Genomic DNA, 17,829 nt, shown 5'->3' with positions numbered 1-17,829 from the left:
GATTCTCCGAGGTGAGCGAGTTGTTCGCTGGGGCTGGCGGGGTTAATCAATCAATTCCGGTCAACCGCAGATCGGCCGGTACGGCGTCGCGGGCACATAGGCCGCCCACTCCGCCCGGCCGAGCCCGCGACCGACCTCGCGGCAGATCCGCGCCGCGGCCCGGTCCGGATTGAGTGTCCACCGGATGATCCGGTTGTCGTTCCCCCCGGAGAGGAGGTCTCCGCCGGCCGTGAACGCCAGGGCGTGCACCGGCGCCCTGTGCCCGCTGAGCACCGCCATGGGCACCCGGGAGGCCAGATCCCACACGATGACCGTGCGGTCGGACCCGGCCGAGGCCAACCACCGGCCGTCCCGGCTGAACGCGACCACCTCGACCGTCCCGGTGTGGCCGACCAGGCCGGCGACCTCCTCACCTGTCGCCGAATCCAGCAGTTTCACCGTATGGTCGGCGCCAGCGGTCGCGATGACCGTTCCCGACGGGCTGAAGGCGACGTCCAGTATCGCGCCCTGCCCGGTGCCCGTCCGGTAGCGCGGCGCGTTCGCCCCCAGATCCCAGACGGTAAGCACGCCCGAGGCGCCGGTCGCGGCGAGCAGACGCCCGTCCGGCGAGTAGCTCACCCCGGTCGCGAAGACGGCGGGCGGCGGGAACGGAGCGGGGTCGAGACGACCGTCGGAGCGGGCCGTCCACCGGAATAGTCCGAGCGCAGCGGCCACCAGCTCCGAGCCGCGCGGATGGTAGGCCAGGTCCGTGGAGGCCCCCAGTCCGTCATAACGGAGTGTGTTGATCTTCTTGCCCCGGGCCGGATCCCAGAGGACCACCTGGTGGTCGCGGGTCACCACCGCCAGGCTCGTCCCGCCCGGGCTGAAGGCGACGGCCTCGGCGTGGTCGGTGAGACCGTCCAGCCGCCGGAGCGGGTTGCCCGCGCCGTCCCACAGCCGCACGGTGCCGTCGCTGCCGGCGGAGGCGATGACCGAGCCGTCCGGGCTGATCTCGACCGCGTTGACCGCCGCACTGTGCCCGCCGAACGGCGGCAGCACCGGCTCCCGCACCACGATCGTCCCGCCGAACCCGGACGAGACCAGGCGGCGGCCGTCCGGGCTGAGTGCCACCGTCAGCGTCTCGGCCCTGGTCCGGTCCTGGTAGGTCTCGATCAGCTCGTTCCGCCGGTAGTCCCAGATGGTGATCAAGCCGTTCTCGTCAGCCAGCGCGATCCGGTCCCCCACCGGCGCCGAGATGTCCCACGCGTACGGCGTCAGCTTCGGCAGTGCGCTCACTTCGACCGGCCGCTCCCCGTCGAGGTCCCAGAAGCGCACGCCCAGCCGTTCGGCGGCGGTGACAAGCAGACGTCCGGGCCCGAAGGCCACCCGGTGGACGAAGGCGGCGGGGATGGCGGGGCGCCGCCGCCCGGTGGCTGTCTCCCAGACCATCGGCCTGTCCTGCCGTCCCGAGGTGGAGACCAGCAGTGCTCCGTCGTGGCTGAAGGTCAGGTCGATGACGACGGTTCGATGGCCGCGGAGCACCCGGTGGGTGCCGTCGCGCAGGTTCCACACCTCGATCCGGCCACGGCCGGTCCCGAACGCCAGCAGCGTCCCGTCCTGGCTGATCGCCATCGCGTCCGTGACCTCGTCGGCGGCCCGTCGGAAAACCTCCCGTCCGGTGTCCGGATCCCGCGCCACCACCAGGCCCACGCTCGGCGGTCGCCCCGGCCGCCGGCCCAGCGAGGCCAGCACCCGCCCGTCGCCGGTGTAGGCGACCCGGCGGACCAGCATGGGGTCGGCGGGATCCACATGTTCGGTGAAGGTCCTGACCACCGCGCGTCCGGCCGGATCCCACAGCTTGACCAGGCCGTCGGCGCCGCCCGTAGCCAGTAGCCCGCCGCGCGGGTCCGGGGCCGTCTCGAAGATCGAGGCACCGCCGGTGTTCAGCTCGATCCGGCGGCGGGCGGCGGACGCGGCGCTGATCAGGCCGCCGGTGGTCTCGGCGTCCGGGGTCAGGCCGTACGCGACTAGGGCCAGCAGTCCCGCCAGGTCGGGGTCGGTGCCCAGCAGTTCGCGGGCCTGCAACGACACTTGGTGCGAGACGGCCACGTTCCGCTGGCGCTCGGCCTCCCCGCCCTGCCGCAACGCCACGCCCCCTGCCGCCACGGCGGCCAGCAGCAGCACCGCCAGCACCGCTACCGCGCGGGCGAGCAGGCGCGTCCTGCGCCGTTCCAGACCACGGCTGGCCTGCAGGAAGGCCGACTCCAGCTGGTTCAGCTCGGCCGGGTGGTCGGCCGCCAAGGCCGCGGCCGCAGCCAGCTGCGCGCCCCGGTAGAGCGCGCCAGGGTCGCGGCGCAGGTCCTGCCAGCGGTACGCGGCGTCGGTGAGCCGCCGGTGGGTGAGCAGGTTGGCGCGATCGTCGGTGAGCCAGCGGTGCAGCCGGGGCCAGGCCCGGATCAGCGCCTCGTGGGCCACCTCCACCGACTCCTCGCCGAGCACAACCAGGCGGGCATCGGCCAGCCGGGCCAGCACGTCGGCGACGGCCTGGGGGTCGCCGATACCGACCAGTTCGGCGCGGGCGATCGGGCGGCGAGTGTCCTCGGTGCCCTCGCCGAGGGCAGTGAGCCGGAGGAAGATCCGGCGGGCCGGCTGCCGATACGCGGCGTCGAACTCGCCGTACACGCGTTCCGCGCTCTGGGCGATGGCGCCCCTGACCCCTCCGGTCGCCTGGTAGGCGGCGAGCGTCAGCCGCTCGCTGGTCCGGTTCCGCCACGTTTCCTGTAAAGCGTGGGAGAGCAGCGGCAGCGCGCCCGGCTCGGCTTCGGTGTCGGCCAGCACGGTGGCGAGCAGGTCCGGATCCACGGTGAGCCCGGCTCGGGCGGCGGGCAGCAGCACGATCTCCCGCATTTCGCCGGTGACGGGCGGCCCGACCACGAGCTGGGCGTCCGCCGTGAGGGCCACCAGGCGGGGATCCAGGTGGCCGATGAAGTCGGCCCGCACCCCGAGCACGACCCCGGTGCGCCGCTCGGGGCCGAGCGCGAGGTCGAGCAGGGCGGCCACGAAGGCGCGTCGTTCGCTGTCGTCGGCGCAGAGTGTGAACACCTCCTCGAACTGGTCCACTACCAGCAGCGCGCGGCTATCGTCCGGGAGCGCGCCTCGCACGGCGATGTCCAGGGTGGCGGGATCGTCGGCGAGTTCCTCGCGGAGCCGGTGCACGTCCAGGCCGGACATCTTCGCCACCTGGCCGGCCAGCGCGTCCAGGGGGTGCGCGGTGGGGGTGGTGAGCATGGTCCGCCAGCGGGGGTCCCCGCTCAGCGCACCCATCAGCCCTGCCCGCAGCAGCGACGACTTGCCGCTCCCCGAGGCGCCGAAGACGGTGATCACCGGCTGTCGGTCGGCCAGCTCGCGGAGGCGTTCGAGCAGGCGGTCACGGCCGAAGAACCAGTCGCCATGCTCCGGCTGGAAGGTCATCAACCCCTGGTACGGGCAGGGCGGCTCCGGCTCCCGGTCCTGGTGGTCCGGCGTGTCGGCCGCCGCCCGCCAGCGCGCCCGCCACTCCTCCTCGTCTCCGCCGAGGGCGCGGACGTAGGCGAGGGTCACCTCCAGGGAGGGCAGCCGCTCGCCTTTGGCAGCGCTGGAGAGCGTGCTGGCGGAGTAGTGGGCCAGCCGTGCCAGCCGACGGTAGCTCATCCGGCCGGTCCGGTCGCGCAACAGCCGGAGGTGCCAGGCGAAGGCCTGGACCGGGCCGGCCGCTGGGTCGAGCGGGCGTTCGGGCCTCCCCATGACCCCTCCGCCGTCTGATTGATCCCTCTTCGTCATCGCATGACGCGCGAGATAACAAACCACACCTGGTGTCGTATCGTCCAGGGGTCATGTAAGGAATTCCAGGGCTTGATCTGCTTAGGGGTTCCAGGGTTGCTTGAGCGTCCCGGCGAGTCTGGTGGGCGGCGATGAGATCGGGTCTGGAGAACGTGGCCCTCGACTTGTTCGACGCCGCCTCCGCCCCGGTGCTCGCAGCGACTGACACGCTCAGCGCGCGGGGGCTGGACGGCCGGCAGCAGGCCCGCAGCGCCACACCGAGGCGCTCACCGCCGTGCGCCACGGCGCGGTGGCCCGCATCCGCCGCCTGCTCTTCAGGCGGGAACACCATATGCTCAGCATTTCTACGCAGAAAGCGCCACGCGTCAACACGCCCGAAACTGGCTGGAAACGGCTCCACCGTGGTCTCGGGTTCCAGCTCGGCATGGAGAGCCATGGAAGACGTGGCCTGCTCGGCGCTCGCCGGTCGGTGCGGTTTCTCTTTCGCGAGCCGCACTTTCGAGCACGAGCGCCTAACATCGTGCGGAGCGCGCCTACTCGGGATCATTGAGTGCAGCTGTGAGGTTCCCCGTGCGTAGCTCTCGCTGATCGACCCATTTCCTTCCTTCGGCGGCGATTGCTTCCAGAACATGCAGGGTGTGAGGGAGTCCTGCGGCGTCCAACGACACTTCGGACACCGCTCCGGGGCGCTCTCCCTGTTGTAGTTCTTCCATTCCCGAGTTCACCTCGACACTGATCTCATTGCCGTTGACGAGCGCAAGCTGGAAGTCGCGCCCGCCGTCGTCCGACTGCTTGACGCGTACGGACGCGACCGCTTCGAAGCGGTAGTTGAGCCGCTGCCGGTCGTGGAAGGTGCCTTTCAAGAAGTCGAGGGTGACGGTGAGCTGGCGCACCCCTTCCTGAGTGACGAGGAAGACCAGGAGCTGGTATTTCTTGTAGCGCCACGGTCCCCCACGTAGTCGTGCGCGTTCGCTTCCCCGGGCGGGAGCCTCGATGAAGGCGTGCGCGATGACACCACTCATGGTGAGCCTGTAATGCCGCAACGCCTCCTCAAGGAGCACTTTGCGGTCGCAGTCCAGCCAGGTCGCCATTTCCTCGTCATCAGGCTTGTCCTTCAGTCTTGCGCGCCACCTAGCCAGGGCCTCCAGGTCACCCTGGTAGGCCGAGAGGCTTTCAGCCTGGTCTGCGGCATACCGACGGCGCTCCAGGACGATGTGCAGCCAGGTGCGGACGCAGATCCACCCGGAGATCAGCAGGAGGAGGATCGTGCCGATCGCAGGCAGAGGCTCGACCGGCACGATGCCGACAGCGGCCCAGCCGCCTCCACCTGCGAGGGTGAGTAGTCCGAGTGTCGCCCGTGCCTTCGTCCACATGGGAGTGGCGAGTTCCTGGCGGTAGCTCCACAGTGTGCCTTTCCTGCGGCGGGTGCTGGCCTCGCTTGCCCGGTGCCGAATGAGCCATGCGATCTTCTCGACTCCTACTCGGGTCTCGCCGTAGACCTCCGTCAGTTCGTCGCGCAGGCTCCGACGCATTCCCTCCGTTTCGGCTAACCAATGGTCACGGTCCACGCCCGGGGGAACGTACTTGGCGAAATAGTGGTTGATTCGGTGCTCGGCCCTTTTCGCGAAACTGCCGCGCTCGGCCTTGGTCTTGCGTCTTGTCCCACGCCTGCCCGGCGGAGTCGTAGGTGGTGGAGAACGCCACCGCGAGACCGGGCAGCGTGCCACGTGCCTGTCCTTCGTCCACGAAGGTGCGCAGGATCGCCCCCGCGCTGACGGCGGAGAATGGCCGTTTGCCGTCCGCCATGACCGGGCCCGGATGGAGCACCAGCTTGCGCAACATCCACGCGTAGCCGGGACAGTCGTAGGTGCGGGCGCCGGTCTGGTCGGTGGCGTTGCTGCCACGCCTGATACGCAGGAACCGCGCGTCGTTCGGCTCCAGCCACGGGCCGCCGCCGACCGAGATCTCGACGGCGATCTCCACCGGCTGGACAAGCCAGTCCGCGCCCGCCCCGGCCGCCGGATACGTCACCTTCAGGCTGGGCACGTCGCTGAGCGGCAGGCCGGCCTCGAACCCGAGGTGATGCGGCAGCGTCCCCAACCTGGCGCCGTTGGGGGCGTGCGCGACCAGGCGCAACGCGTACGGCTCGGGCGTGCCGGGGATGATGACCTGCACGAGTCCTCCAGGAACGGTTGTGATCGTCGGCGTGATCCAATAGAGCCATGCGAGCCCGTGAGCCGGGGCCCTCAGCCCGGCAGATCATCGCCGCCGCGACCACGGCCAAAGCCCGTCGCATGGCCAATGCCGCAGCTCTGATCCCGCCATCCCCAGCACCGGTGCCAGCTCAGGCGAGACGACGATGGTTACGGCGATTGCTCTGGCTCTTACCTCTGCTGGCGGGGATCGTGGGGGCCGGAGTGGCAGCGACCATCGAGGGCATCCCGGACTGGGGCCGCTGGATCCTGGCCGGTACCGCCCTGGCCGGGATCTCCACACTCGGCATTGCCGCGCTCATCGGGCCGGCCGCTCGCCGCCTGGCCGGGGAACAGCACCCCTTAACTCAGGCCGAGCGCCAGCAGATGACCGCCACAGAACGTGTGGAGGCCGTCAACGCTGCCCGCCACACTCTGATCCAGGCCGCCACCGGGCTGGTCGTCATCGGCGGTGTCGTCTTCACCGCGCAGGGCTTGTGGTACACCGCGCAGTCCCTCGACGCCTCCCGCCAGGCCCAGCGGACCGCCGAGCAGGGGCAGATCACCGACCGGTACATCAAGGCCGTGGAACAACTCGGCTCCACCAAGATGGACGTTCGCCTTGGCGGCATCTACGCCCTGGAACGGCTCGCGAAAGACTCCCCGCGCGACCACCAGACCGTATACGAGGTGCTGGCCGCGTTCGTTCGCGAGCACGACCACAAGCTCAAGCCCGGCGTCCGTCTGCCGGGGGCACTCGCCACTGACGCGCAAGCCGCATTGACCGTCATCGGCCGTCGAAACGTCACCCTAGATACGCGTGCACCCAACCTGGTCCAGTCCCGTATTGCTAGGGCGGACTTGCGCCAATTGAACCTGGCCGGCGCGGACCTTTATGACACGGACCTTGCTGCCGCGGACCTGCGCAGCGCGAACTTGAACGGTGCGAATCTGACGGGCGCGAACCTGCCTAACGCGGACCTGACGGGCGCGAACCTGGCTGGCGCGAAGCTGCGCGGCACGAACCTGGTTGACGTGGACCTTGCCTACGCGGACCTGCGTGGCGCCGACCTGGCCGGCGTGGACCTGGGCGGCACGTACCTGGTTGGCGCGGACCTGCGCGGCGCGGACCTGAGGCATGTACGGGGAGTCACAGTGGACGAAATACGGAAAGAGACCCGGGTTGATGAGACCACGAAATTCTGATCGCATCTGGGCGCCTAGGGTCTGATCGACATGCCAGCGATCCGTCGTCGCAGCCGGATCTCCTGGTCGGCGAGCCGGTCATCGAGGACGAGGTTCCCGCCGACGACCCCGCGGTCGGTGCGGGTGAGCGTGATCTGCCGCACCCGCAGCGCGACACGCTGCCCCGCCTCGCCGGGCGCGTAGATGCGGTCGCCGGGCACGTAGTCCCGCAAGGGAAGCCAGCGCGTGTTGTTCGCGAACAGCAGCTCGCGGGTGCGCTGTACCCGCTCGACCGCGCCGCGCACGAGCAGCGAGTCGCCGACGAGGTTCGCGGCGGTCGCCTCGGTCACGCCAACCTGGCGGACGCCGACCTCCCACCGCCCCCACGGCAGCGGCGTACCGACGTTGACCCGCTCGACGCGGAATGAGCTGTCGCCGACGACGTACGCCGCGCTGGCCATGTCCTCCAGCGTGCCGACGTCGGGCGCGACGCGGATGTCCCTGCCGCCGGCGAGCGCCACCGGGGTGGCTCCGGTGGTGAGGTCGCGGAAGATCGCCGTGCTGGGCCGCCACGCTGACAGAGTTCGAGGGCTGGTCATGCGGATGTCGATGAGCCCGGCGTCCACGAGCGTGAGCAGGACCGCGAGCACGTCGGTGCCGAGCGTGATGCCCAGGCCGAACGTCTGGTTCCACGTCAGCGACGCCGAGTCCAGCGACCCGGTGAACGTCCACGCGAACCCCGACAGTGCGCCGCGCGCCTGCGCTTCGGTCAGCAGCGAGTTCATGATGAACCCGGCGGTGGCGTTGGGGGTCGGCGAGCCGTACATGCGCTGGCCGTTGACGGGGGCGATGGAGGCGTGCGCGTACGTGACGGCCTTCTTCAGCACCCACAGGTAGCTGGGGCAGTCGAAGCGCCACACGCCGGACAGGTCGAGCTGGTCGCCTTCGCGGCGGGCGCGGAGGAACCGGCCGTCGCCGTTCTCTGTCCAGACGTTGCCGTCCGCTGACCACTGGACGCCTATTTCGCACGGTGCGGCGACGAGTTCGGCTCCGACTGCGTGCGCGCTGTAGGCGAACTTCAAGCTCGGCACGTCGTTGAGAGGCCAGGCGACCTGGATGTCCAGGGGGTGCGGGAGGATGCCGAGTCGTGCGCCGTTGGGGGCGTAAGCGACGAGGCGGATGTCGAACGGCACCGCCCCTCCCCAGATTGCAGCGCTACGACGGGAGTAGCGCCTGTTCTCCGACGTGCGGGCGTGGCCAAGCTGGACGTTTATGTCCGGTCAATGCCCGGTTGCTGGCCTGGTTTTGTTCCTCCTCGTGATCGATCGTCTCTTGGTAAGAGAAAGGAGTTCTACTTTGATCCGGAACAAGTTGCTCACAGCAATGGCCGGAGCCACGCTCGTCGCAGGACTGACCGCCGCAGCGCCTTCGGGCGCAGCGGCGGTAACGACGGGCAGCGTGGCGGGGTCGGCCGTCGTTGCCTCGGAGAGTGGATGCAGTCTCTACACCTGTATCGAGGCGTTCCGTACTGTGGCCAACGTGGTCTACGCCCGGGCAACGAAACGCCCCGGTGGACCCAACGTCTGCGAGAGCGCACCGTATCACTTCCGTATCTGGGGACCGGGGGGCAAGAGCGTTAACAGCGAGCTCATCCACTACTGCTGGCAGTGGACCAGGTATGTCACCTTCAGTCCTGGCAAGGTCTGCGCCGAAGGATGGGCCCACGTGCCCGGAGGGGTGCAGAGCAGAGGGTTGCCCTGCGTCACCCTCTGATTCCCGCCCTTAAGTCGTGCTCCAGTATGCACGCCGTTTGCACACAGGTTGCGGCACTCGGTGGACGCTGACTGGAGGGCAATGTCGCAGTCCGGGAGGACAAACGACGGCCTCAATCACAGGTACGCGCGCCGCGCCCGGACCTCCAGCCGGGATGCGGCGGTCGTGCCGGAGGCGGTGCAGTTGATGAGCACGGCGCGGGAGAACGGGTCGCCGACCGCGACGGCGGGGGTGAGGTGGATCCACCGTGACGCGCTGCCGGGTCCGAACACGGAGATGACGCCGGTCCGGTCGGTGCCTGTCGCGAGGTCCCAGGTGTCGGCGGTGACGACGGCGGCGCGCATCGCGGCGGCGTCGATCAGCAGCCGCTCGAACGCGGTGATGCTGTTGGAGCCGCCGGTGAGCAGGCCGACCGCGCCCTGTGTGGCCACGTCCCGGATGGTGATGCTGGTGGCCGGGCCGGTGACGCGGATCAGCGAGTCGGTGATGGGCGCGGTGCTCCCGGCCAGGGTGATGATCGTCTGGCCGTTGGCGTTCGCCGAGCCTTCCCAGGTGGTGACCGTCTCGTCCCGCCAGTACACCGAGGGGACTTCGACGACGGCGGCCAGGCGGGCGCGGGCGGCGCCGACCCACAGCTCAGGCTCGGAGGCGGCGATGACGGTCACGTCGGCGACGCGGACGATGCTCCCTGCCTGGTAGCGGAGGCTCATGAGCCGGTGCCGCACCCCCAGGAGCGCGGCCAGCAGCACGTCCGGCGCCCACTGCAAGGTCCGGGATGCGCGGAAGGAAGCGGGCGACTACCGCGCAGGGCGCGATCGGCCTGGTGGCGGCGCTCGCTCCAGCAGCCCCGCGATCCGGCCGCGCAGCCACCGCCACGACCGGCCGCGGTCGCCCGCGATCGGCACATGCAGCTTCGTCGAGCGGACCTGCCCGAGCGGCACCGGAGTGCCCCACAAGTAGCGGGCCGCACGCTGGATCCAGCCGGTGAAGCCCTTACTTGGCCGGTCCCAGCCCTTGGGGTCCAGGCCGATGCCGTGCATCATCCCGGACGCGCCGTACACCTGCGCGAGCTGGTCAGGGTCGCCCGCGTACCAGGCTCCCCACTCCTCATACAGCCGCATCTCGCGCCGGATGTGCGGCGGTGGCCACTCCTGGTCATGGTCAGGCAGCGGCATGATCGCCCTCACTCTGTTCTCGAAGGGTCGCAACGTGTGTCGGCGGCGGCCGGAAGCGCGCGGGGGTCAGATGACGTCGATCAGCCCAGCTGGCAGCACCGGAAGCTGACGCGGCGCGGTCACGCGCACCCACGCCTGCCAGGTGCCGTCCGGCTTGGCAACGGTGCCGCCAGGGCCGAACAGGATCTGCGCGACCGCGCCCCGCGCGCTGGCCGAGTCCGGCTTCCACTCGGCCGGCTTCCAGTCGCCGGGCACCGGTTCGACGCCGGGCACGGTGAACGCGACCTCCACCTGCTCCGTTCCGGCCGCGCCGTGCACCCAGAACGGCAGCCACTCCAGCGATAGCGACGAGATCGTCTCCACTGGGACTCCTTAAGCAACAACGATGCCGCGGCGGTTTGCCGCCAAGAGTCACATCCAGGCCGGATCAGGACCCCCGAGATAACTTCTGAGAACACCCAGGCGGACGCGGAAGGTATACAGCCGAAGCGACACGGTGCCCGTCACACCTCGCTTCCCACCAGCTGCGAGCAGTTGCTGGTCGACTACACCGCCCCACGCCCCGCTGTTCCAACCTCAACGCCATGCCGGACCATGGTCAACGACGACCACGCCTGCCGCGCCCAACGGTCACCATCACCTGTCGAGGCGTCCATGCCGCGCGGCCACCGGGTTGGTGAGACATGGAGGGCCGGTTCTCCAAGAAACACATTGTTTGCCTGCCCGATGAGGGCTGCCAAACAATCTCGCCGCCACGATCCTGGCGGCATAGGCACGGCGGGCAAGCGGTCTCGGACAAGGACCCGCTTTCTGCTGAGCGCCCTGAGCCTCAACCTCTGCTCTGCGTGCAGGTAGGGCTTAGTGCGATCTGCTATTCGATCCCTGCAGATTTCGGAGGACAGATGAACGACAAAGGAACGCATCGCATGCGCGGCTTGGTGCGGGCGGGCACCGCGACTGTCGCCGCGACCGCCACCCTCCTGTGCATGACGACGGCGTCGGCTCAAGCCGACCGCAGCGGGGCCAACAGCCTCGGGCCCACGCGGCAGGCGGGATGGGAGGACGGAGGCTACTACGGATGCCTATATATAAGAGCCTGCTGACAAAGGGTTTGGTCGCTGAGGCGGGGACGAGGCATGCCTTGGTCGAGGCCATCTTCGAGTGATACGCCCGCGGCCGGGGCCCAAGGAAGACCACAAGGCCGCTGCCCCTGCGGGCTGTCGGCGATCGGGGACGCGGGCCGAAGCCTTGGGCCGCGAGCCACGTGGCGCAGTGGCTGGGCCAGGCGGACGCGGTCAGTTCGCCGTGGGCGAGCCCGGGCGCGTGCTTGCCCGTGTCAGGCGGGTCATGCGTTGCGTTCTGTCGGGGCGACGAACCTGGTCAGGAGGGTTTGGAGGGTTTCGAGCTCGGCGTCGGTGAATGATCCGAACAGGTCTTCCGCGGCGCTGGCCGCGAGGCGCTGGGCGGTGTCGAGAGCGTCGATGCCCTTGTCGGTCAGGCTGAGATTGGCCACCCGTTTGTCGGTGGTGGACCGGGCCCGGGAGAGGTATCCGAGGGTTTCGAGGTCTTCGACGGTGCGGACCATGCCCGCCTTGTCGCTGCCGGTCTGTCGGATCAGGTCACGCTGGGTCGAGACGCCGTCGCGGCCCAGGAGCATCATCACGCCGAAGTGGCGGCCGGTCAGGCCGAGCGAGGAGAGGGCGTTGTTCAGCGTCCCGGCGGCTCGTTGGTGCGACTGGCGCAGCAACAGGCCGAGTTGGAGGTCGACTCCCCGCGGCTTCGGCATGGTTCTATCCTATGTTAGATTCATATGGATCGGATTCAAATGAATCTATTGGACGAGACGAGGACGGCGTGTGACGACGACACAATCAACAGGGGATGCCGCCGTGGTACGCGGGCTCACGCCGCGCTGGCCGTGCTGGGTGTTCCGCATCACGAGCACAGTCGCGATGATCATGCTGTTCGATCAGGCGGTCTTCGCCGGTCAGTTCCTCTCCGGCAGCTACGACTCACTGCACGTTCACCGCGAGAACGCGACCTTCGCTGGCATCTCCGTCCTCATCTCCGCCGTCGCGGCCGTACTTCAGCGGTGGCCCGGACGCGGACCCTGGTGGCCCATCCTGGCCTGCCTCGGCCTCTTCGGCCTGATCGGGCTGCAGATCGTTCTCGGTTTCTCGCGAGCGATCAGCCTGCATATCCCGCTCGGTGTGGCGATCATCCTCCTCGCCGCCGCTCTCGCTGCCTGGGCCTGGAGACGCCGATGACCGAGGAGAACCGCCGGATCAAGTTGAGCCGCCGGGCGTTCATCGGCGCCGGCCTTGTCGCTGGCATCGGCCTGGGAGTGGGGATCCCGTTCTCCCTCGGCGCGGCCGGGCACACCTCGACCGGCAATCTGCTCCGCAGCCGATTGCCACTCCCGCAGCCGTTCACGATGCCCTTCCAGACCCCGCCCGTACTGAAGCCGGTGCGCAGCGACGCCGATACCGACTACTACGAGATCACTCAGACCGCGGCGACGGCCTCGATCCTGCCGGGGGTGAAGACGGTGATCTGGGGCTACAACGGGATCTTCCCCGGCCCCACCATCGTCAGCCGACGTGCCCGCACGACCGTGGTGACGCACACCAACAACCTTCCCGTTCCCACGATCGTGCACCTGCACGGCGGCCGTACCCCGCCCGACAGCGACGGATACCCGATCGACTTCGTCTACCCCGTCGACAGGTCCTACATGAACCAGCACATGAACATGGACCACACGAACATGGGCGGCTCGATGGTCGGAGACACCACCGAAGGCCACCGCTCCTACACCTATCCACTCGACCAGCGCGCGGCGATGCTCTGGTACCACGACCACCGGATGGACTTCACCGGCCCGAGCGTCTGGCGCGGACTCGCCGGCCTCCACTTCGTGCGAGACGACGAAGAAGACGCTCTCGGCCTGCCCTCCGGCCCACGCGAGCTCCCTGTCATGATCACCGATCGCAGCTTCGCCGCGGACGGCTCTCTGTCCTACCCGAGCATCGACGGGAGCCTGATGAGGACACCCGGCGTCACCGGCTCATTCGTCGCCGGCGTCCTTGGAGACGTCATGCTCGTCAACGGCACCCCCTGGCCGGTTGCGAGAGTCGACGGCGCCACATACCGCCTGCGCATCATCAACGCCTGCAATGCCAGACGCCTCGACCTGCGTCTCGACCCGCAACCCGATGGCCTCCTGACACAGATCGGCACGGACGGCGGGCTCCTTGCCGCACCAATTCGTCATGAGCATGTCGAGCTCGCCCCCGCGCAACGTCTCGACGTCATCATCGACTTCTCCAGCTACAAACCCGGAACCGCGGTGACGCTGCTCAACGACTTCGGTGACGGGAACATGTCCCAGATCATGCGCTTCATCGTCGGTGAGAAAGCCGACGAGCCGTTCACAGTTCCCGACAAACTCTCCACAGTCGAATCGCTCACCGCAGCCCAGGCCGTCACGACCCGCACCTTCCGCTTTCAATCGGGAGACGTCAACCACATCAAGGGCTGGCTCATCGACGAGCGGCCATTCAGCCCCGACGACATCGCCGCCGCGCCGAAGCTCGGCACCGTCGAGGTCTGGCGGCTCATCGCGGACTTCCATCACCCCGTGCACCTCCATCTCAGCCCCTTCCAGGTGCTCTCCCGAGGTATCGGCGGCCCCGGGGCATTCGACGCCGGATGGAAGGACACCATCGACCTGCGGGCTTCGGAAGAAGCAGCAATCGCGATCAGATTCGACGGTTATCCCGGCAAGTACGTCTTCCACTGCCACAATCTGGAACACGAGGACAGGGCCATGATGGCCAACTTCACCACCCGATGACCGAGGAAGTCTCCGGTGCGGGCGGATCCCTACCGGCTGGCAGCCAGGCGGAGAAGACTCGTCTCGGCGCGCCCAGCGGCTTCGGCCTGCACATGACGCCTACTTCGATTCCGCCGAACACGCCGGTGCCAGGGCCGTCAGCGCCCGCGACCTCACCCACCTCGGCCACCCCGCCAGCCCTCACTTCGAAGCCGCGCTGCGGCTGCGCAGGCCAGGGTTCGACCGGGTACAGACGACGGACCGGATCGGCCTGGCCGCCGCGCTCGTGAACGCCAGCGATTGCGCCTCGCCGGGGTGCCGATGTCGCGGCCGGAAACCGTCATATCCGTCGGATCTGACCGATGCCGAATGGGCGGTGCTGGAAGGTGAGGCGCGGGCGGTGATGGCCGAGCTGGTCGCAGTCACCGGCAGGCCGATGGTGCATGACTTGCGAGCGGTGCTCGACGCGGTCACCTATATAACCCGGTATGGGATCGAGTGGCGGGCTCTGCCGGTGGACTTCCCGCCACATGAGGCAGTGTACGCGTTCTTCCTGCGCTGGTCCCGGCGTGGCCTGCCCGAACGGCTCGCCGGGCGGTTACGCGGCCGTCTGCGGGTCATGGCCGGACGCGGCGAGTTGCCGACGGCCGGGTGCATCGACTCCCAGACGGTCAAGGCGGCCGAGACTGTCGAGGCCGCGGCCTGCGGTTATGACGGGGGCAAGAAGCTGAAGGGGCAGAAACGGCATATCGCCGTCGACACCCTCGGGCTGCTGCTGTGCGCGATCGTCACCGCCGCGTCGGTTCAAGATCGGGACGGCGCACACCCGTTGCTGGCCCGGCTGCGGGAGAAGTTCTCCACCATCGCGCTGGTATGGGCTGACGGCGGCTACGCCGGACGCCTGCTCGCCTGGGCACGCGACGTCCTCCACCTGACCGTCACCATCGTCAAGCGCTCCGACGACATCCGCGGCTTCGTCGCCCTGCCCCGCAGGTGGGTGGCAGAACGAACATTCGCCTGGTTGACCCGCTACCGCCGGCTCGTACGGATCTACGAACGCAAACCCGAACACCACGAAGCCATGATCTGGTGGGCCACCGTGCACCAGATGACCCGCCGCCTGACCCGCGAACTGGCAGGCCAACCGCCCCCTGGCCGCTGGAGCGACCCGCCCCCGCTTCCGAACCTGTCCAGTCCCGACCGGCGCGGCAAGGTCCTGCAACTCCTGGCCGCCGAGCCCTGGCGAGCCTGGAAAGGGGTCGAACTGGCCGCCATCCTCGGAATCGAGAACATCAACAGCTTCCGCGTCCAACTGTCCCAATGGTCCCACCAGGGTTACATCAACAAGATCGGACCAGCCCTCTACGGCCCCATGCCCACAAGCTCTTAAGCCTTTGTCAGCAGGCTCTAAGAGACGATCGGCTACTCAAGGACATCCACCTCGACAACATCTACTGCTCACGTCCGGCCAGGGTCAAGCTCGTCATCAAGGTGGGGCCGGACAAATGCGTGACCGTACCCGCCTACGGATGGAAGATCATCGACTATAACGGGTGGTGGCTGGACAAAGTGAAGAGCTGCTGAGTTCCGCGCTCCGGAGCCGCTAGTGGATCCACCTACTCCACTCACTCACGACCACGACAGGCCGCTGTAGGCAGCCGACGTCCCGGTGGAGTGGCTGCGACCGCAAGATAAAAAATGATCGACTCAGCGTCCAAAACCATGTTTTTACGCGCGGGAGGCGGACCAGGTACGGTGAGGCGGGTCAGCGCTCCACTGCCGCCGCGTCGGGGTGGCGCTCCACGTGCGGCGCGGCCCGTCCACGCTGGTGATGTCGCGGCCGAGCTGCCTGAGCGGCCGGGCCTGATCGGTTTCGACGCTCCGCCCGACGAGGCGGATCTTGCGGCGGCCGACCGCATGCGCCAGGCCGGACTCGCTGGCCTGGCCGATCGTGCGGGCGTGGGCGGGCCGGACCGCGACTGCCGCACTCACGTCGAGCGCCTGCCCGAGGAGCCGCAGCTTGACGGGCCGGATCGGCAGCGCGAGATCAGTCTCGACGACGCGGCCGAGCGCGGCACCTGCGTCGCCTGTGACCGCTGCCGCAGTGTCGGCCTCCGTCACCTGCCCGATGATCCGGCGGTGCGCGGGCCTGACCTGAGCGGCCCGGCGCTGCCCGGGCCGATCCACGGCAACGGACATGTGCGCGGCCTGCGGGAGCGCAGGCATCGGCAGCGCCGGCGTTTGCAGAAGAAGGGCACTCCTGCGGCGCGGCGGGTGCTGCGCCGCCTGTCCGGGCGTGAGCACCGGATGATGACCGACATCAACCACCAAATCAGCAAACACGTGGTGCGCGAAGCCGAACGCACCGGCCGCGGCATCGCCCTGGAGGACCTCCGGGGCATCCGCGGCCGGCAAGGGCTCACCGGCTCCAGCGGCGCACCCTGCACGGCTGGGCCTTCGCCCAGCTGATCGACTTCACCCGCTACAAGGCCACGCAGGCCGGGGTCGCCTTCCTGCCGGTCGATCCCGCCTACACCTCGCAGGCCTGTCCCCACTGCGGGTGCGTCTCCAGAGCGAACCGGCCCGCGCGGGGCCGGTTCGTCTGCACCGGCTGTGGCCTCGCTGGGCACGCCGATCACATCGCGGCCCGCAACGTCGCCGTACGCGGTGATGCGGGCTGGGCTGTTGTAAACCAGCCGCACGCTACCGGCCTCCCTTCAGCCAGACGGGACCGTGAGAGCAAACCACCGGCTTCGGCCGGTGGTAGTTGACTTCTGGGTCAGCTCGCGGCGCGGTCGCCGAGCGGGCGGCGGCGCAAGGCGGGGTCGGTCAGGGGCGCGGGGCTCCAGAGGCCGACAGGGTGGTAGACGTTGGTGCCGGGCGGCACGAGCTCGTCGATCCGGTCGAGCACGGTGTCGTCGAGCACCAGCGAGGCGCCCTTCAGCAAGCCCTCCAGCTGCTCCATCGTGCGCGGGCCGAGGATGACCGAGGTGACCGCCGGATGTGACATGACGAAGGCGATGGCCAGCGCCGGCAGGGTGCAGCCGAGCTCGTCCGCCAGTTTCACCAGCTCCTCGACGATCTCCAGTTTGGCTGCGTTGACCGGGATAGACGGGTTGAACCGTTCTGGCGCGAGCGCGGCGCGGCCCCGCGACATGTCGACCTGCTGCCCCTTGCGGTAACGGCCGGTCAGGAACCCCCAGCCCAGCGGGCTGTAGGTGAGCACGCCCATGCCGAGCCGCTGCGCCGTGGGAAGGACGTCGGCCTCGATGCCGCGGGCCAGGATGTTGTACGGCGGCTGCTCGGTGCGGAACCGGTACAAGCCGCGCTGCCGGGCCACGTGGTAGGCCTCGACCGTCTCGTGCGCCGGGAAGGCCGAGCTGCCGAAGGCCCGGATTTTGCCCTGCCGTACCAGATCGGTCAGTGCGGAGAGGGTCTCCTCGATGTCGGTCCGGTGGTCGGGGCGGTGGATCTGGTAGAGGTCGATCCAGTCGGTGCGCAGCCGCTTGAGACTCGCCTCGACCTCGCGCATGATCCAACGCCGCGAGTTGCCGCTGCGGTTGGGCCCCTCCCCCATCTGGAAGTGCACCTTCGTCGCCAGCACCACCTCGTCTCGCCGGCCCTGCAGCGCTTTGCCCACGATCTCCTCGGATTCGCCCGCCGAGTACATGTCAGCGGTGTCGACGAAGTTGATCCCGTGGTCGAGGGCGGTGTGGATGATGCGGATGCTGTCATCGTGGTCGGGGTTGCCGGCCGAGCCGAACATCATGGTGCCGAGGCAGTGGGTGCTGACCTCGATACCAGTGCCGCCGAGGATGCGATATCTCATACTTCGGAACCGTAGAATCTAGAGCCGACTCTAGGTCAAACT

16 protein-coding genes and 1 pseudogene are annotated in these 17,829 nt (G+C 68.8%); 7 read left to right on the top strand and 10 right to left on the bottom strand.

Going from position 1 to position 17,829, the window contains the following annotated elements; all coding sequences use genetic code 11:
- Positions 1–60 precede the first annotated feature (60 nt).
- From ACTWQA_RS35095 to ACTWQA_RS35085, 3 genes are all read right to left on the bottom strand, one after another.
- The gene (locus ACTWQA_RS35095; protein WP_443163279.1) at positions 61–3,762 is read right to left on the bottom strand and encodes an nSTAND1 domain-containing NTPase; all 3,702 of its coding nucleotides are present in this window, start codon (positions 3,760–3,762) and stop codon (positions 61–63) included.
- 569 nt (positions 3,763–4,331) lie between these two features.
- A complete protein-coding gene (locus ACTWQA_RS35090; RefSeq protein ID WP_443163278.1) occupies positions 4,332–5,366 on the bottom strand; it encodes a hypothetical protein in 1,035 nt (344 codons plus the stop codon).
- Entirely contained in the window at positions 5,356–5,973 is a 618-nt protein-coding gene (locus ACTWQA_RS35085; RefSeq protein ID WP_443163277.1) for a hypothetical protein, read from the bottom strand. Before ACTWQA_RS35085 ends, ACTWQA_RS35090 begins: the two co-directional genes overlap by 11 nt.
- 242 nt (positions 5,974–6,215) lie before the next feature.
- Between ACTWQA_RS35085 and ACTWQA_RS35080 the strand changes: the two genes are divergently transcribed.
- Positions 6,216–7,196, top strand: coding sequence for a pentapeptide repeat-containing protein (locus ACTWQA_RS35080; protein ID WP_443163276.1), 981 nt, complete (start codon positions 6,216–6,218; stop codon positions 7,194–7,196).
- Positions 7,197–7,210: 14 nt separating this feature from the next.
- Here ACTWQA_RS35080 and ACTWQA_RS35075 read toward each other — a convergent pair whose 3' ends face one another.
- The 4 genes from ACTWQA_RS35075 to ACTWQA_RS35060 all read right to left on the bottom strand — a co-directional run bounded on the left by ACTWQA_RS35075 (position 7,211) and on the right by ACTWQA_RS35060 (position 10,486).
- On the bottom strand, positions 7,211–8,368 hold the full coding sequence (locus ACTWQA_RS35075; protein ID WP_443163275.1) for a hypothetical protein: 1,158 nt from the start codon (positions 8,366–8,368) through the stop codon (positions 7,211–7,213).
- Between the two features lie 696 nt (positions 8,369–9,064).
- Positions 9,065–9,715 (bottom strand): hypothetical protein, encoded by a 651-nt coding sequence (locus ACTWQA_RS35070; protein WP_443163274.1) that lies wholly within the window; start codon positions 9,713–9,715, stop codon positions 9,065–9,067.
- A 30-nt stretch (positions 9,716–9,745) separates the two neighbouring features.
- Positions 9,746–10,123, bottom strand: coding sequence for a hypothetical protein (locus ACTWQA_RS35065; RefSeq protein ID WP_443163273.1), 378 nt, complete (start codon positions 10,121–10,123; stop codon positions 9,746–9,748).
- A gap of 66 nt (positions 10,124–10,189) precedes the next feature.
- Positions 10,190–10,486, bottom strand: a complete 297-nt coding sequence (locus ACTWQA_RS35060; protein ID WP_443163272.1) for a hypothetical protein — start codon at positions 10,484–10,486, stop codon at positions 10,190–10,192.
- Positions 10,487–11,025: 539 nt separating this feature from the next.
- Here ACTWQA_RS35060 and ACTWQA_RS35055 point away from each other — a divergent pair.
- Complete coding sequence (locus ACTWQA_RS35055) at positions 11,026–11,226, top strand: hypothetical protein (RefSeq protein WP_443163271.1); 201 nt, start codon at positions 11,026–11,028, stop codon at positions 11,224–11,226.
- 242 nt (positions 11,227–11,468) lie between these two features.
- On the opposite strand, the gene ACTWQA_RS35050 is transcribed toward ACTWQA_RS35055, so the two are convergent.
- On the bottom strand, positions 11,469–11,909 hold the full coding sequence (locus tag ACTWQA_RS35050; RefSeq protein WP_443163270.1) for a MarR family winged helix-turn-helix transcriptional regulator: 441 nt from the start codon (positions 11,907–11,909) through the stop codon (positions 11,469–11,471).
- 70 nt (positions 11,910–11,979) lie between these two features.
- Here ACTWQA_RS35050 and ACTWQA_RS35045 point away from each other — a divergent pair, with 70 nt between their 5' ends.
- The 3 genes and pseudogenes from ACTWQA_RS35045 to ACTWQA_RS35035 form a co-directional block, all read left to right on the top strand.
- A complete protein-coding gene (locus ACTWQA_RS35045; protein WP_443163269.1) occupies positions 11,980–12,390 on the top strand; it encodes a hypothetical protein in 411 nt (136 codons plus the stop codon).
- On the top strand, positions 12,387–13,979 hold the full coding sequence (locus tag ACTWQA_RS35040) for a multicopper oxidase family protein (RefSeq protein WP_443163268.1): 1,593 nt from the start codon (positions 12,387–12,389) through the stop codon (positions 13,977–13,979). The genes ACTWQA_RS35045 and ACTWQA_RS35040 overlap by 4 nt, the downstream gene beginning before the upstream one ends.
- Positions 13,980–14,244: 265 nt before the next feature.
- Positions 14,245–15,087, top strand: a pseudogene (locus ACTWQA_RS35035) (IS5 family transposase); the annotation flags it as partial.
- 599 nt (positions 15,088–15,686) lie between these two features.
- Here ACTWQA_RS35035 and ACTWQA_RS35030 read toward each other — a convergent pair.
- Positions 15,687–16,079: a hypothetical protein gene (locus ACTWQA_RS35030; protein WP_443163267.1), complete on the bottom strand. Its 393-nt coding sequence runs from the start codon at positions 16,077–16,079 to the stop codon at positions 15,687–15,689.
- Positions 16,080–16,097: 18 nt separating this feature from the next.
- Between ACTWQA_RS35030 and ACTWQA_RS35025 the strand changes: the two genes are divergently transcribed.
- A complete protein-coding gene (locus ACTWQA_RS35025) occupies positions 16,098–16,427 on the top strand; it encodes a hypothetical protein (protein WP_443163266.1) in 330 nt (109 codons plus the stop codon).
- Entirely contained in the window at positions 16,400–16,729 is a 330-nt protein-coding gene (locus ACTWQA_RS35020; RefSeq protein ID WP_443163321.1) for a zinc ribbon domain-containing protein, read from the top strand. Before ACTWQA_RS35025 ends, ACTWQA_RS35020 begins: the two co-directional genes overlap by 28 nt.
- A gap of 8 nt (positions 16,730–16,737) precedes the next feature.
- Here ACTWQA_RS35020 and ACTWQA_RS35015 read toward each other — a convergent pair whose 3' ends face one another.
- A complete protein-coding gene (locus tag ACTWQA_RS35015) occupies positions 16,738–17,787 on the bottom strand; it encodes an aldo/keto reductase (protein ID WP_443163265.1) in 1,050 nt (349 codons plus the stop codon).
- Between the last annotated feature and the right edge of the window lie 42 nt (positions 17,788–17,829).

This window comes from Nonomuraea sp. 10N515B, assembly GCF_052245915.1.
Lineage (GTDB): Bacteria > Actinomycetota > Actinomycetes > Streptosporangiales > Streptosporangiaceae > Nonomuraea.
The sequence above is the reverse complement of the archived record's forward strand: the minus strand, read 5'-3'. Positions and strand labels throughout refer to the sequence as shown.

Excerpts from the sequence above, each read along its gene's own strand:
- ACTWQA_RS35040 (WP_443163268.1), top strand. The coding sequence starts at position 12,387 with ATGACCGAGGAGAACCGCCGGATCAAGTTGAGCCGCCGGGCGTTCATC.
- ACTWQA_RS35015 (WP_443163265.1), bottom strand. The coding sequence starts at position 17,787 with ATGAGATATCGCATCCTCGGCGGCACTGGTATCGAGGTCAGCACCCAC.
- ACTWQA_RS35065 (WP_443163273.1), bottom strand. The coding sequence starts at position 10,123 with ATGCCGCTGCCTGACCATGACCAGGAGTGGCCACCGCCGCACATCCGG.
- ACTWQA_RS35095 (WP_443163279.1), bottom strand. The coding sequence starts at position 3,762 with ATGGGGAGGCCCGAACGCCCGCTCGACCCAGCGGCCGGCCCGGTCCAG.
- ACTWQA_RS35055 (WP_443163271.1), top strand. The coding sequence starts at position 11,026 with ATGAACGACAAAGGAACGCATCGCATGCGCGGCTTGGTGCGGGCGGGC.
- ACTWQA_RS35050 (WP_443163270.1), bottom strand. The coding sequence starts at position 11,909 with ATGCCGAAGCCGCGGGGAGTCGACCTCCAACTCGGCCTGTTGCTGCGC.